Annotated in this window: 12 protein-coding genes and 3 tRNA genes; 7 read left to right on the top strand and 8 right to left on the bottom strand. The window is 42.9% G+C overall.

Translation table 11 applies throughout. The features are described 5' to 3' along the window. Positions 1-13: 13 nt before the first annotated feature. The 5 genes from gltX to ICV01_RS03990 all read left to right on the top strand — a co-directional run bounded on the left by gltX (position 14) and on the right by ICV01_RS03990 (position 3,123). A complete protein-coding gene (gene gltX, locus ICV01_RS03970; RefSeq protein ID WP_371817471.1) occupies positions 14-1,426 on the top strand; it encodes a glutamate--tRNA ligase in 1,413 nt (470 codons plus the stop codon). Positions 1,427-1,476: 50 nt separating this feature from the next. Continuing rightward, positions 1,477-1,552, top strand: a tRNA-Ala gene (locus ICV01_RS03975). Between the two features lie 42 nt (positions 1,553-1,594). Further along, positions 1,595-1,670 (top strand) — tRNA-Glu (locus ICV01_RS03980). Positions 1,671-1,679: 9 nt separating this feature from the next. Next, a tRNA-Asp gene (locus ICV01_RS03985) sits at positions 1,680-1,756 on the top strand. A gap of 185 nt (positions 1,757-1,941) precedes the next feature. Then, the gene (locus ICV01_RS03990; RefSeq protein ID WP_215288832.1) at positions 1,942-3,123 is read left to right on the top strand and encodes a hypothetical protein; all 1,182 of its coding nucleotides are present in this window, start codon (positions 1,942-1,944) and stop codon (positions 3,121-3,123) included. A 94-nt stretch (positions 3,124-3,217) separates the two neighbouring features. On the opposite strand, the gene ICV01_RS03995 is transcribed toward ICV01_RS03990, so the two are convergent. Both ICV01_RS03995 and ICV01_RS04000 read right to left on the bottom strand, forming a co-directional pair. Continuing rightward, positions 3,218-3,370 (bottom strand): hypothetical protein, encoded by a 153-nt coding sequence (locus ICV01_RS03995; protein ID WP_215288834.1) that lies wholly within the window; start codon positions 3,368-3,370, stop codon positions 3,218-3,220. Positions 3,371-3,431: 61 nt separating this feature from the next. Continuing rightward, a complete protein-coding gene (locus ICV01_RS04000; RefSeq protein ID WP_215288836.1) occupies positions 3,432-4,802 on the bottom strand; it encodes a DEAD/DEAH box helicase in 1,371 nt (456 codons plus the stop codon). Between the two features lie 273 nt (positions 4,803-5,075). Between ICV01_RS04000 and ICV01_RS04005 the strand changes: the two genes are divergently transcribed. Then, positions 5,076-7,094 (top strand): ABC-F family ATP-binding cassette domain-containing protein, encoded by a 2,019-nt coding sequence (locus ICV01_RS04005; protein WP_215288838.1) that lies wholly within the window; start codon positions 5,076-5,078, stop codon positions 7,092-7,094. Positions 7,095-7,144: 50 nt separating this feature from the next. Here ICV01_RS04005 and ICV01_RS04010 read toward each other — a convergent pair whose 3' ends face one another. Next, positions 7,145-8,029, bottom strand: a complete 885-nt coding sequence (locus ICV01_RS04010) for a transporter (protein WP_215288840.1) — start codon at positions 8,027-8,029, stop codon at positions 7,145-7,147. Positions 8,030-8,232: 203 nt separating this feature from the next. On the opposite strand from ICV01_RS04010, the gene ICV01_RS04015 reads away from it, so the two are divergent. Then, positions 8,233-8,718, top strand: coding sequence for a YMGG-like glycine zipper-containing protein (locus ICV01_RS04015; protein ID WP_215288842.1), 486 nt, complete (start codon positions 8,233-8,235; stop codon positions 8,716-8,718). A gap of 123 nt (positions 8,719-8,841) precedes the next feature. Here the strand turns inward: ICV01_RS04015 and ICV01_RS04020 are convergent, their stop codons facing one another. The 5 genes from ICV01_RS04020 to trxA form a co-directional block, all read right to left on the bottom strand. Then, complete coding sequence (locus ICV01_RS04020) at positions 8,842-10,221, bottom strand: MATE family efflux transporter (RefSeq protein WP_215288844.1); 1,380 nt, start codon at positions 10,219-10,221, stop codon at positions 8,842-8,844. Beyond that, positions 10,211-11,947 carry a glycosyltransferase family 39 protein gene (locus tag ICV01_RS04025; protein WP_215288846.1) on the bottom strand — a complete coding sequence of 579 codons (1,737 nt, stop codon included), beginning with the start codon at positions 11,945-11,947 and terminating at the stop codon, positions 10,211-10,213. The genes ICV01_RS04020 and ICV01_RS04025 overlap by 11 nt, the downstream gene beginning before the upstream one ends. Positions 11,948-12,034: 87 nt before the next feature. Continuing rightward, entirely contained in the window at positions 12,035-12,301 is a 267-nt protein-coding gene (locus tag ICV01_RS04030; protein ID WP_215288848.1) for a type B 50S ribosomal protein L31, read from the bottom strand. Between the two features lie 165 nt (positions 12,302-12,466). Continuing rightward, positions 12,467-13,729, bottom strand: coding sequence for a transcription termination factor Rho (gene rho, locus ICV01_RS04035; protein WP_215288849.1), 1,263 nt, complete (start codon positions 13,727-13,729; stop codon positions 12,467-12,469). A gap of 168 nt (positions 13,730-13,897) precedes the next feature. After that, the gene (gene trxA, locus ICV01_RS04040) at positions 13,898-14,224 is read right to left on the bottom strand and encodes a thioredoxin TrxA (protein WP_215288850.1); all 327 of its coding nucleotides are present in this window, start codon (positions 14,222-14,224) and stop codon (positions 13,898-13,900) included. Between the last annotated feature and the right edge of the window lie 102 nt (positions 14,225-14,326).

The raw sequence follows: 14,326 nt of genomic DNA on the forward strand, positions 1-14,326 counted from the left end.
CGTCAATGCGATAATGTCGCTTATGACAGTTAGAACACGATTTGCACCAAGCCCAACGGGCTTTATTCATTTAGGTAACCTAAGAAGTGCTTTGTATCCATGGGCGTTTGCGCGCAAGATGCAAGGTGACTTCATTCTGCGTATTGAAGATACCGATCAAGAGCGTTCAAGCCAAGAGGCTGTGGATGTCATTATTGAAGGTATGCGTTGGTTAGGTCTTGATATTGATGAAGGACCGATCTATCAAATGCAGCGCATGGATCGCTATCGCGAAGTCATTGCGCAAATGCTCAAAGATGGTTTGGCGTATTACTGCTACATGAGTGAAGAAGAGTTAAACACACTTCGCGATGCGCAAATGGCCAATAAAGAAAAGCCGCGCTACAACGGATTCTGGAGACCTGAATCAGGCAAAACATTGCCAGCGATTCCAGAAGGTGTGAAGCCAGTGATTCGTTTTAAAAACCCGATCGGCGGTAGCGTTGTTTGGGAAGATGCCGTTAAAGGTCGTATTGAAATCAGTAATGATGAGTTAGATGACTTAGTCATTGCGCGTCCTGATGGCACACCCACTTACAACTTCTGTGTGGTGGTGGATGACTTGGATATGAACATCACTCATGTCATTCGTGGTGATGATCATGTTAACAACACGCCTCGCCAAATCAACATTCTTAAGGCATTAGGTGGCACATCGCCTATTTATGCTCACTTGCCAACGGTCTTAAATGATCAGGGTGAGAAGATGAGTAAGCGTAATGGTGCGATGAGTGTGCGCGACTATGAGCGTGAAGGTTATATGCCTGAGGCGGTATTGAATTACTTAGCGCGTTTAGGCTGGTCACATGGTGATGCGGAAGTATTCACTAAAGAACAATTTGTTGAATGGTTCGATTTAGATCATTTGGGTAAATCGCCAGCGCAACACAACCCAGAAAAACTTCTTTGGTTAAATCATCACTACATCCAGCAGGCGGATGCTGCTGATCTAGCGAAGCGTGTTCAACCATTTGCAACTAATTTGGGTATTAAGACGGAGCAGGGTCCAGACTTTGTTGGGGTAGTTAATCTTCTTAAAGACCGTGCGAATACTCTCATTGAGATTGCTGAGGGTGCAAGATTGTTCTACATGGAAAGGCCTCAACATCAGGCTGCTGGATTGGCTGCCAATATCCCAGAATCGATTCATCCAGCCATGAGTGACTTCATTCAAGAGCTAGATGCTAGTGATGGCTCAAAAGCAGCGGTTTCTGCTGCTTTTAAGGCGGTATTGGCCAAACATGGTCTAAAAATGCCTGCTTTGGCCATGCCAGTCCGTTATGCCTTGTTTGCGACTACTCAAACGCCGGCTATTGATGCGGTTATCGCATTGATTGGTAAAGAAGAAGTAAAACTTCGCTTGCAAAGTGGTATAAAAATAGGCTAGAATTACGGTCTTGATTGCTTGAGCTACTTAAAAGAAGATCATTTAATTAAGGGGCTATAGCTCAGCTGGGAGAGCGCTTGCATGGCATGCAAGAGGTCAGCGGTTCGATCCCGCTTAGCTCCACCAGAAGCTAAAGCAGTTGTAGTAAATGTAGTAGGTAAGTCCAGGGTCCCCATCGTCTAGAGGCCTAGGACACCACCCTTTCACGGTGGGTACCGGGGTTCGAATCCCCGTGGGGACGCCAAGTTCAACTGGAGCGGTAGTTCAGTTGGTTAGAATACCGGCCTGTCACGCCGGGGGTCGCGGGTTCGAGTCCCGTCCGCTCCGCCAACAAGGCGGCTGTTGCTGAAAAGCAGGAGTCGCTACCCAAAAAGCCCCTAACGGGGCTTTTTGCTTTTCTGAAGAGTATTTTGCGCGGCCTGCAAAGCTGTGTACCCCAAAATTTACCGTTAGGTTAGTTCTTTAGTGGTTACAAAAACTAGTAATATCTACAAATATAACAATTAGGTGTAGATATGCCACTACTGAAATTCTGGAAGTCAGAGCGGGATGAGGTTCTAAAAATGAACCTTGAAACCATTGTCAAAATGGCTGGTGATGGTCATTTGAAGGATGGCAGTGAGACATCCATTGAATTTAGACAGTTTCTATCTGAAGTCGAAGGAGAGAAATTAGCCGAATATGCCACTTATTGTATTGAGAATGCTTTCACTAATAGTGGTCAGATACTGCAAGACGTAATTAATGAGATAGGCAGAAGATTAGGCTTTAAAGCTGAAAATGGCCGCTACCAAGGTGTTAGAAATGATATTGGCTTTGATGGCATATGGAATGCTGATGGCTTTGATTTGGTTATCGAGGTTAAGACTACTGATGCTTACACAATCAAGCTTGATGTAATTGCAGCATATAGAAATAAATTGGTCGAAGCTGGTCGAGTTAGAAAAGACTCTCCAATATTGCTAGTTATCGGTAGAAATGACACCCAATCTTTAGAAGCTCAAGTTAGAGGCTCAATGCATGCTTGGTCTATGAGAATCATTGGTGTTGATGCTCTTATTAAGCTAATGGAAGTAAATTTAACTACTTCTAGTGAAGAGGTGACGGAGAAGATTCATACGATTCTTCAGCCAATTGAGTACACAAGGATAGATAAGATCGTTGATGTCATCTTTACTGCTGCGGAAGATAAACAGAATGAAGTAGATGAGTTAGAAGAGGGTGAACTTGTTGAAAAGAGTGAATCTCAACCCCAAGATAGAACTCCTAATGAAATCCTTCAAGAAAGAAAAGATAACTTAATTAGAAAGCTTAGTGATTTAAAGAATTGTCAGTTGGTTAAGAGGAAGCATTCTTTATACGCTGATCAGGCAGATACAACCCATGCCGTTATAGCTATATCTAAGCAATACCAACGATCTGAGACATTCTATTGGTATGCATATCACAATGACCCGCAAAGAAAATTCTTAGGTGAAGCTAAAGAAGGATTTATGGTCTTTGGTATGACCGACACGGATTATGGGTTTGCTATTCCATATTCTTTACTAGAGCAGCACTGGAATGAGCTTTATTCAACCACTAAAAAGAATGGCAAAGAATATAAACATATATTCATTTATAAAGCAGCTAGCGGCTATTCGTTAAGGGTTGGTAAGGTTGGTACTGAAGTCGATCTTAGTAAGTACAAAATCTAATTTGTTTATTAATACGATATGCTTGAGAATCACTCAATTATGAGTGCGGTGTGCAACTTATTTGTGGGGGTGTAGGTGTCTAACCCTGAAAATACTAATTCATATTTAATTGATTTAAGCCACCATTAACTTCCTCTGTAGCTTCCTGATCCACTTCTGCGTATTTTTCATCGCAACCAAGTTCTCTAGATTCCCAAGCTTCAACGGTGCCTTTAATCAGTTTCATATTTTCTGTGTTGTCTTTCATCTTAGTCCTTTATTTTATGTTTGTAGTAATGTTTGAAAGGACTTTTTATCATAAACATCTATTAAGACTTACTTGCCGCTCTAGGGCCTTTAGAAAAATGCCCAGGTTTTTGGGTATTCGTCTTTCTGTGAGGCTTCTTAGGGGCTGCCATAGTCCCTGATGCTGGCTTTTGTTGTCCGCTACGCTTACTTTGGTTGGTCCCTTTAGGAGCTGATGCATTATGTCTAGCCTGGCCATGACGTTGAGGAGCTTGTTGGCTGCGTAATTGGATAGGCTGAGCAACTGCGTTAGGGTCTGGTTCGAAACCTGCAATAACTTCTCTTGGTAGTGTTTGCTTAATTAAACGCTCGATATCTCTCAACATGATGTGTTCATCAACGCAGACTAATGAAGCTGCTACACCGTTTGAGCCGGCGCGACCAGTTCGCCCAATCCGATGTACATAATCCTCTGGCACATTTGGCAAATCATAATTAATCACATGAGGCAATTGATCAATATCGATTCCTCGGGCAGCGATATCTGTGGCAACTAGCACGATGATCTTTCCGGCTTTAAAGTCTGCCAGTGCTTTGGTTCTGGCGGTCTGACTCTTATTGCCATGGATGGCCATCGCGGTAATGCCATCCTTCTCTAACTGAAGCACCAACTTATTGGCGCCGTGCTTGGTGCGCGTAAACACCAGCACTTGTTTCCAGTTATTGCTCTTAATTAAATGAGCTAACAATGGATGCTTATTGCCGCGATCCACGGGGTGAATCACTTGGGTGATGGCTTCATTAGTACTATTGCTACGTGCCACCTCAATTAAAGAAGGGCCATTTAATAAATCATTCGCGAGTGCTTTAATCTCAGTTGAGAAAGTCGCTGAAAATAATAAATTCTGACGTTGCTTAGGTAGAGCCGCTAAGATCTTTTTAATATCTCGCAAAAAGCCCATATCCAACATACGGTCAGCTTCATCGAGCACCAAAATCTCTATGTGTTGCAAAGAAATAGCACCTTGCCCCATCAAATCTAATAAACGACCTGGGGTTGCAACCAAAATATCTAAACCACTTTGAATTGCTTTAATTTGAGGATTGGCTCCAACGCCACCAAAAATAACGGCGGACTTTAACCTCGTATATTTGCCGTATGTTTGAACTGAGGCATGAACCTGAGCTGCCAACTCACGGGTAGGTGTCAAAATCAAACCGCGCACTTGCTTGCGACGACTATTTTGGTTAATAGGGGAAGTTAATAAACGTTGTAACACTGGCAATGTGAAACCAGCTGTCTTGCCTGTGCCTGTTTGTGCTGCAGCTAATAAATCGCCACCTTTAAGAATGGCGGGGATTGATTGAGCTTGAATAGGGGTGGGGGTTGTATACCCGTGTTCGTTAATAGCCTGAAGAATCTCTTCTGATAAACCTAAATCTTTGAATTGCATAAATACCAATAAATAATTGGCCTGTGCTCAGCAAAAAGAATTTTGGAAGGCCAATGGATGAACTGCTTAAGAAAAAATATAGAGCGCAGTTAGAAATGTTTCGAGCCTCCATTTTAGTTCATTAATCAATAGTGCGTTGGTTTCTATTAGTTTTAGAGTTTATCAATCAGTTAAAATGGCGTCTTCTTGAGATTCCATCTGCTCCATTGGCTTAAATAAGCTGAAAAAGTAGATAAACCATCCAGCAGTTGCTGGTAAGACTGCTGAAACCACATGATCATCCTTAACAATGTCTCTTTGCGCCGTGGTGCAAAACTCATCCTTGATAAAGCCTCTGTCACCTTAAATCCTGGTGAAAAGGTGGGTTTAGTTGGTCGTAATGGGGCTGGCAAATCAACGCTATTTGCCATGCTCAATGGCACATTGCATGAAGATGGTGGTGATTGTTCTATTCCTAAAGTTTGGCGTATGGCCCAAGTGGCCCAAAACATGCCAGAAACAGAAGAATCCGCTACAGAATTCGTCTTAGGTGGGGATACGCGTTTAGTCGAACTCAAAGCTGCTTTAGCGGTTGCTGAGGCTGCGGATGACGGTATGGCTATGGCGCATGCTTATACCGATTTGGCAGATGCAGGTGAGCATGACGCTGTACCAAGAGCTCAATCTTTGATATTGGGCTTGGGTTTTAAAACTAGTGAATTAGATCAACCCGTTAACAGCTTCTCAGGTGGTTGGCGCATGCGCTTGCAATTGGCTCGTGCCTTGATGTGCCCATCAGACTTATTGTTACTTGATGAACCAACTAACCACTTAGACTTAGATGCCTTAGTTTGGTTAGAAGCATGGCTCAAGCGCTACACCGGCACCATGATTGTGATCAGTCACGATAGAGAATTCTTAGACGCTGTGACAAATGTCACTTTGCACATTGAACATGCCAAACTCAATCGTTACGGTGGTAACTACACCTCATTTGAAATCATGCGTGCACAGCAGTTAGAGTTGCAACAAGCTTCATTCTCTAAACAGCAAGAGAAAATCGCGCATCTACAGAAATTCATTGACCGCTTCAAAGCTAAAGCGAGTAAAGCTAAGCAAGCGCAAAGTAGGGTTAAAGCGTTGGAGCGCATGGAAAAAATTGCGCCTGTCCTCGCTGACGCTGAATTTACTTTCGAATTTAAAGAACCGCAAAACTTACCTAATCCTATGTTGGCCATTACTGATGGCGCTTTTGGTTACATGGTTGATGGTCAAGAAAAAAGAATCATTGATAAAGTTAATAAATCTGTTTTGGCGGGACAACGTATTGGCATCTTAGGTGCCAATGGACAGGGTAAATCCACCTTGGTTAAAACCATTGCCAGAACCATGCCTCAATTGGCTGGAACCGTCACACAAGGTAAGGGGCTTAATATTGGCTACTTTGCTCAGCAAGAGCTTGATGTTCTAAGACCAGACGACAACCCACTCGAACACATGATTCGTTTGGCAAAAGACTTAGGTCCTGACGCGGGTCAATCAGGTAAAGAACAAGACCTACGCAACTTCTTGGGTACATTTAATTTTTCAGGCGACATGGTTAAACAAGCTGTTGGCACCATGAGTGGTGGTGAAAAAGCTCGTTTAGTTTTAGCGATGATTGTGTGGCAGCGGCCTAACTTGCTATTACTTGATGAGCCAACTAACCATCTAGACTTGGCGACGCGTGAAGCACTATCTATGGCCTTGAATGAGTTTGAAGGCACGGTTATGTTAGTCAGCCATGACCGAGCCTTATTAAGAGCTGTTTGTGATGAATTCTGGTTAGTTGGTCGTGGTGAAATCAAACCATTTGATGGTGACTTAGATGATTACCAACGCTACCTCTTAGATGAATCCCGTCGTTTGCGTGAAGAAGCTAAATTAGAAAATATTTCATCTGAGCATCAGCCAGAGCCATTACCTGAACAATCTCCTGCAGCAGAAGTTGCTCAGTCTGTTAAAGAACAGGTTTCAGTGGCGCCTGTGAGCTCGGCTCAACGCAAGCTAGATGCGCAACGTCGACAAGAAATCAACGCTAAAACTAAGCCAATTAAAAAATTGATTGAGCAAGCTGATAAAAAAATAGCAGCGCTTCACACTGAAAAAACGACTATTGAAGCTACTTTATGCATGCCTATTTCGCCAGCAGAGATTGCTACGCTAGGCCAGCAATTAAAGAAAATAACTGAAGAGCTTGATGAGCTTGAAATGCAATGGTTAGAGTGGGCCGCTGAAGTTGAGGCGATTGAAGCGGCTAGCCTTGCGAATTAATGGCTAGCCGATGGCTAAATAAAGGCTAATTTAAGGTTAACTTAGGCTAATTAAAAGTAATTGGTATATCTAAGGAAGAGACGGTTATTTTCAAAGTAACCATTCTTGGTAGCAAGGTCTTTTCCCCATTGCAGGGTGAATTTACCGATAGGGGACATGGCCATAGCGCTTAATTGATAGCGTTGCACTTGAATCATATCGTTGTTCATGATGCCGTTAAATTCAGTGCGCCCACCAGCAGAATAAAAATAATTACCGCCTACGCTATAGGTCTTATTAATTTCATACAACAAGCCAGTTTGATAGGTGTAAAAATTCTTTTGCTTTAAGGAACCTATGACGCCGGTTGTGGCGCTCTTTGATTCAGTGTTCTCGCTAAACCAAACCACATCTACAGCATGCATCCAGCTTAATTGCTTCGCTAGACTCATTTGGTAGCCTGCTTGAAGGGCAGTTGAGTAACGGTTCTGCCCCATATTAATCACGCGGTCCTTTGAGTAACTACCTGTTGGACCTGTTAAATAGGCGCCTACCGCAAAATAAGTTTCCGTTTCTCTGTTGGCATAAGGCCATAATCCAATGGCAATACTTGTATCGCCAATGCCTGAGTCACCCGGTAAGCTGGCTAGCATCCCTTTGGGGGTTTGAGAGCCCATTGGAGCTTGGATATAAACAAAAGCAGGCATCTGATCGACTTCAAAAGAGCGACCATATCTAACGATAGCCTGCTCGCTATCAATTTTTGTTGTTGAATAAACCTTTTGATTGTTGGCGTAATACGCGCCTTTTTCATAGTTCAGATATGAATACTGCATCAGCTGAACATTCGGTTTTGGAGCGGTGACATCGCCTGGTTGAAGATCAATAGACCAAGCAGTCTGACTAAGCGTCAGGCTTGCCATTAACAGCCAATTTTTCTTGAACATACGGGCCATAACTTAATGATTCTTATAATTTTTATATATAGTTACCACGGGATAACTTAATCATACACAGATTTGCCCTAGGGCTATGTCATCTTTCTTATCATCTATGCGTTAAATCAATAGGTAGGATGCTTTATCATCTAAATAGTTGGTGATAGATAGCAAGATTTACCCAAACGCAGTAGAAATATTTAGAAAAGAAGAGGCAATATATGAACAGAAATTTCAAAAGAATCAGTGTGGCTAGTTGTTTGGTTATAGCCATGGTCGGTTGCGCATCGACACCGGTCGGTCCAAGCCTAACTGTGATGCCTGCACCAGGTAAACCTTTTGATGTTTTCCAACAGGATGACAAAGAATGCCGTGCTTACGCACAGGGTTCTCTTGATAAAACAGCTGATGAAGCTGCTACTTTGAGCACAGCTAAAACAGCGGTTGTGGGTGCGGCTTTAGGTGCTTTGGCAGGTGCTGTTGCTGGTGGCGGTAGCCATAAATCAGCTGGTACGGGTGCTGCGGTAGGTATGGTCGGCGGTGCTGCAGTGGGTGCTTCACAGGGTAATGACACAGCGAAAGAAATTCAACGTCGTTACGACATTGCTTATCAACAGTGTATGTATTCAAAAGGCAATCAGGTTCCTGGTTACAGCATTCAAAAACCACCATCACCAGTGCCACCTGCACCAGTTCAAAAGAAATAAGCGTCTCTCATAGTTAGAGTTAGCTTATAAGCAAACTAAAAAGCCTCTCAAATGAGAGGCTTTTTTATTCTTTACACGATTTAAATCAAAATCATCGTGACTTATTAAGTTGATTAGGAGTATTTAGGTAGTCACAGGTGGATGTTCTTTTTCAAACTTATGGGCAGTTTTCACAAAGAGCACCATCAATAATGCTGCTGCCAAAGCTAAGCTGGCGCTATTGGCTAACCAGAAACCTCTGGCACCTTGGATCACTTCAGGGACATTGCCTGTTACATTAAAACCTAATAGATAGCCGCCACCTAATCCGCCACCCCATAACGAGATGGCGTAAATCCACATGGGGATAAATGCCACGCGATAGCCTCGTAAAATAAAAGCAGAGCAAACTTGAAGTGCATCAAACACTTGGTAAAACGCAATAAATAAAAATAATGAAACTGCGGATTCTTTTACTGCTTCTGGTGGTGCGTATAAATCAAGCAGTGGATATTTAAATATCCACACAATTAAACCAACTGTGACGCATAAACAGGTTGTAAAAATTAATGAAGACTTGGCCACTTCTTTAGCTAGAGTTGGTTGATCCGCACCAATCGATTGAGACACGAGAGTCGATGTCGCAATTGAAAGTGATAGTGGCAGCATATAAAGCACCGTACCTAGATTGGCCACAATTTGATGGCCCGCTAACGGCAATGTACCAAGCCTAGCTATAAACAATGCCATAAAAGCAAAAGAAGTTACTTCAATTAAATAACTTAATCCAATCGGAGCGCCGAGCTTAAATAGCGTCCAAAGTTTATGTAAATCAGGCATGCTGAATTTTTCATAAACACTAAAAATTTGATAGAACTTACCGCGATAAATAATTGTGCCAGCAGCTATCATCCATGCCCAGTTAATGATGACCGTTGCAATGGCGCAGCCTGGAGCTCCAAGAGCTTCTATGCCTAAGCCGCCATAAATCAACCAAGCATTAAGAGGAATTTTTAAAAACAAACCGCTAATTTGTAACCATGTAATAACAGCTGGTCTAGAGACGGCATTATGTAATGCCACCATCACGCGCATAGCCATACTGGCTGGCAAGCCCCAAGCAATAATTTTTAAATACAACACCGCTTTGGCTTCTACTTCTGGTGAAGCTTTAGCAATCGATAAAAATACCTCTGGGTTACTAAGAATCAGCATGCCAACCATGCTGAGTGCTAAAGATAGCCACCAAGCTTGACGCACTTCTTCGCCGATTTCTGAAAACCTTTTTGCGCCAAATAATTGACCTGCAATTGGGGCGAGGGCGGAAACTACGCCAGTTAAACCAACATAAATACTAATAAAGACAGAACCTGCTACTGCAAGTGCGGCTAAATCATTAGCAGAGTAGCGTGCCACCATAGCGGTATCCATCACACCAAAGGTAATGACAGCTAGTTGACCAATTAATAGCGGACCCGCCAAGCTAATGAGCTTGGGTATATCTCGTCGTAGCTTAGCGAGCATAAGAACTGACTTTGTATAAGCGTAAACGTTCCGAGCGATCGCTAGCGCGACGATCTTCCCACAGTAATTCAAGTATTTGGCTATTGATCTTGGCGCTTTCTTTTGCTTCTTTAGCCGAGTGAGTTAACCATAAATCGCAAGAAGCATCATCTTTAAATTTGATATTGGTGAAATAAACAAAAGAAGCTAATTGGCCATCACCTAAATAAGTGCCATTTACGCAAGTGTATTCAGTGGGCATCGCTTTCATCAAACGTTCTGAAACAGCTCGATATGTTTTGGCATAGTTAATTGTTGGTAACCATAAGGTCATTAACAGCACCCACGTTAAAGTAGTGCCGGAAGCGGAGATCACTACAGCGCGCCAAATGGCTTTCGGTGCGCGTGAGGTTCTCCAGCGTACAACGCTAATCCACAAAGCCGTCACAATGACGGCAACCAATACCGCTAGCCAGTTAACTTCAGGAATAAAGCCTGGTACTTGCCTTGCCACATTTTTGGCTAAACCAGCATGAAATTGTGTGGTCATAGCAAACCACATTAACCAAATGAAGCCACCTAAGATGGTGAAAGTAAGTAAAGCTAACCAATCAATAAAACTAATCACGCTACGCTTAATAATGGGTAAGCTAAAGCAAGCCCAAATAACTAATGGCGGAATTGTGATGATGAGTGATTGCTCTGTAAGATCAACTTGTAGAGCTAAGTAAGTGAGGGTTGCAATGACTAAGCCAAGCGGCAGAGCCATATTGGGGTTGCGGACCCCACCTAATGGATAGTTGGCACCTTTACGCCAGAACCAAACACTCCATAACGCCAGAGGCCAAATTGGCCAGGAGTAAAGCGGCATATTTCTAGCTAAGAAACCAAGTGATTGGCGCGATGGCGTCGCTTGCATCAGTTCGTTATTCCACCAAGTATGCCAAGCGCTTATGATCGTTTCAGAAGGTAGTCCGGAAAGAACCCAAAGAAGTGGCCATAGAATTAAACCTAGTTTGGCAACTAACCAAGTCATACCAAGCCAGCGAACAGCAGGTTTAACTTCGCAAATAAATAGTGATAGTAATAAGCCTAGAAAAATAATGACAAATAGCCATAGCGATCCTGAGAGTGCCAAGATCGCAAGGCCAGCACCTGTCCAAAATCCACCTTGAATCGGTTTGTCTAAGCCACGAACTGTGCCATATAAAACTAAAGAGATCGCTGTTAGGTGGGCAAGAGCGGGCGTAGTTTCATGAGCACGCATGGCAAGACCAAAGCATGCCAAGAAGATCATTAAAGCGCTATCAGCTAAGGTGCGTCCATAAGCTTTCGGGTTGGGTTGGCCACCTAATGCAAAGCTCATGGGTTGAACTTCAGGTCGTCTTCCCAATAGGTAGGTGGCATGCCAAATAGCTGCGCAGCTGAAAAAGAAACAAAGTGCTGAATAGATGCCGGCAGCATTAGGCGCTCCTACAAGAGGGCCGAATAATTTAATCAGTAATCCACCGATCCAATAAGGAAGTGGTCCAGCTAACAAATCATCTCGACCTTGAATATGCGGTAGTAACCAATCATGCCAAGAACCATTGGCAAGTGTCCACATGGCGCCAAAGCCAGCTGCATCATCATTCTTCCATGGGTCACGACCAAAGATGCCCATTAACCCGTAAATGGCCGTAATTAATACCAACACATAGCGTGGAAGTGTGGATGTGGCCGCAGCGGTTAATTTGACAGATCTCATGTAGATTGAATTTTGATTCGAGTGCTGGTTTGATGCAAGAAAAAAGGCAGCCTAAGCCGCCTTTTTATGTCTAAAACTAGGTAGATATTAAGCAGCTGTTTTACCAGTAGCTTTTGTACCGAATTTCTGACGGAATTTCTCAACACGACCGGCTGTGTCCATAATTTTTTGAGTACCTGTGTAGAACGGGTGTGATTCAGAAGATGTTTCAATCTTAGCCAATGGGTACTCTTTACCATCTTCCCACTTAACTGTTTCTTTAGTGTTGATAGTAGAGCGTGTTTTGAAGCTGAAGTTGTTTGATACGTCTAAGAAAACAACTTCTTTGTAATCTGGGTGAATGCCTGGTTTCATGTTAAAAGTCCTTTAGCCTGGTAGCCGCCAATTCCTCTGAATTGGTACTTGCCTGAATTAAAACGAAAATTATAGCAAAAAATACTAAATAAGGGCCTGTTTTAGGAGGATAAAGCTAGAAAATCAAGCAGTTATCCTCATTTTTAGGTCTAAAACAGATGCTTTTTAACCGCCACGGCGCATTAATTCAAAGAATTCTGCGTTATTTTTGGTTGATTTCAACTTGTCGACAATGAAGTTCATCGCTTCAATATCATCCATGTCAGAGATAAGCTTACGCAATACCCAAATCTTCTGAAGAATTTCTGGTTTGATTAACAACTCTTCACGGCGAGTACCTGACTTATTCAAGTTAATAGCAGGGTAGACACGACGTTCAGCTAGGCGGCGCTCTAGATGAACTTCCATATTGCCTGTACCTTTAAACTCTTCGTAAATTAAATCGTCCATACGGCTGCCAGTTTCAATCAAGGCAGTTGCGATAATGGTTAAAGAACCGCCTTCTTCGATATTACGTGCAGCACCAAAGAAACGTTTTGGCCTTTGTAATGCGTTAGCGTCCACACCACCTGACAATACTTTGCCTGATGAAGGAACCACGGTGTTGTAAGCGCGAGCAAGACGCGTAATAGAGTCTAGAAGGATGATCACATCACGCTTCATTTCTACTAAGCGCTTGGCTTTCTCAATTACCATTTCTGCTACCTGTACGTGGCGCACGGCTGGCTCATCAAATGTTGAGGCAACCACTTCACCGCGAACGGAACGCTGCATTTCTGTAACTTCTTCTGGACGCTCATCCACAAGTAATACGATTAATACGGCATCAGGATGATTAGCGGAAATCGCATGAGCGATGTGCTGCATCATGACTGTTTTACCGGATTTTGGAGAGGCCACTAGTAGTGCACGTTGACCAAAACCAATCGGAGAAATCATATCGATGATTCGACCAGTTAAATTCTCTTCCGCCTTAATCTCGCGTTCCAACAACATTGGACGATCTGGGTGAAGTGGCGTTAAGTTCTCGAACATGATGCGGTTCTTGAGCGCCTCTGGCGCTAAACCGTTGATCTTGTCGACTTTCACTAAAGCGAAATAACGTTCGCCTTCTTTAGGTGTTCTTACTTCACCCTCAATTGCATCACCTGTGTGCAAGTTAAAGCGACGGATTTGTGCAGGGGAGATATAAATGTCGTCTGGTGACGCCATGTACGAAGCTTCTGGAGATCTTAAAAATCCAAAGCCATCAGGAAGTACTTCCAAAACGCCATCACCGAAGATGGTTTCGCCACCTTTAGCGCGTTTTTTAAGAATGGCAAACATCAGCTCTTGCTTGCGCATACGCTGCGTGTTTTCAATTTCTAGGCCAGCGGCCATTTCAAGTAGGGCTGATACGTGTAGTGCTTTTAGTTCGGTGAGATGCATGTGTTTGGAGTTAGGCTTAAGCCTTTAGAAAGAACGAATGGTTTTGGAAATTTTCAACCGGAACAGGACGTTCCGTGATTTGTTAATGGGATTCTACACCCGAAATTCAAAAAATAGGAAAAACTGTAAAAAAGAGGCTCATTTAGTGAGCCCCTTCATTTTTAGACTTTAGATATTGCTATCTAAGAATGCAGTTAATTGAGATTTTGCTAAAGCGCCTACTTTTTGAGCAGCTACAGCGCCATTTTTAAACAAAATCAAGGTAGGGATGCCACGAATGCCGAATTGCGCAGGAACTGCTTGGTTCTCATCCACATTCATTTTTGCGATTTGTACTCGGTCACCATATTCTTTAGCGACTTCTTCCAAGATCGGGGCAATCATCTTGCAAGGACCGCACCATTCAGCCCAGAAGTCTAGGAGAACTGGTTTATTAGATTTCAAAACATCTTGTTCAAAAGATGCATCGCTTACGTATTTAATCGCGTCGCTCATAGGGGTCCTTAAAATTCTTATATGCTGCAGTTAATTATTGTTTGTTTTACGTTTTTACTTCTACAAGCTATATATTATCAATAAGCGCTTATTTGTGCATAC

The sequence above is a fragment of the Polynucleobacter sp. MWH-Spelu-300-X4 genome (genome assembly GCF_018687515.1).
Lineage (GTDB): Bacteria > Pseudomonadota > Gammaproteobacteria > Burkholderiales > Burkholderiaceae > Polynucleobacter.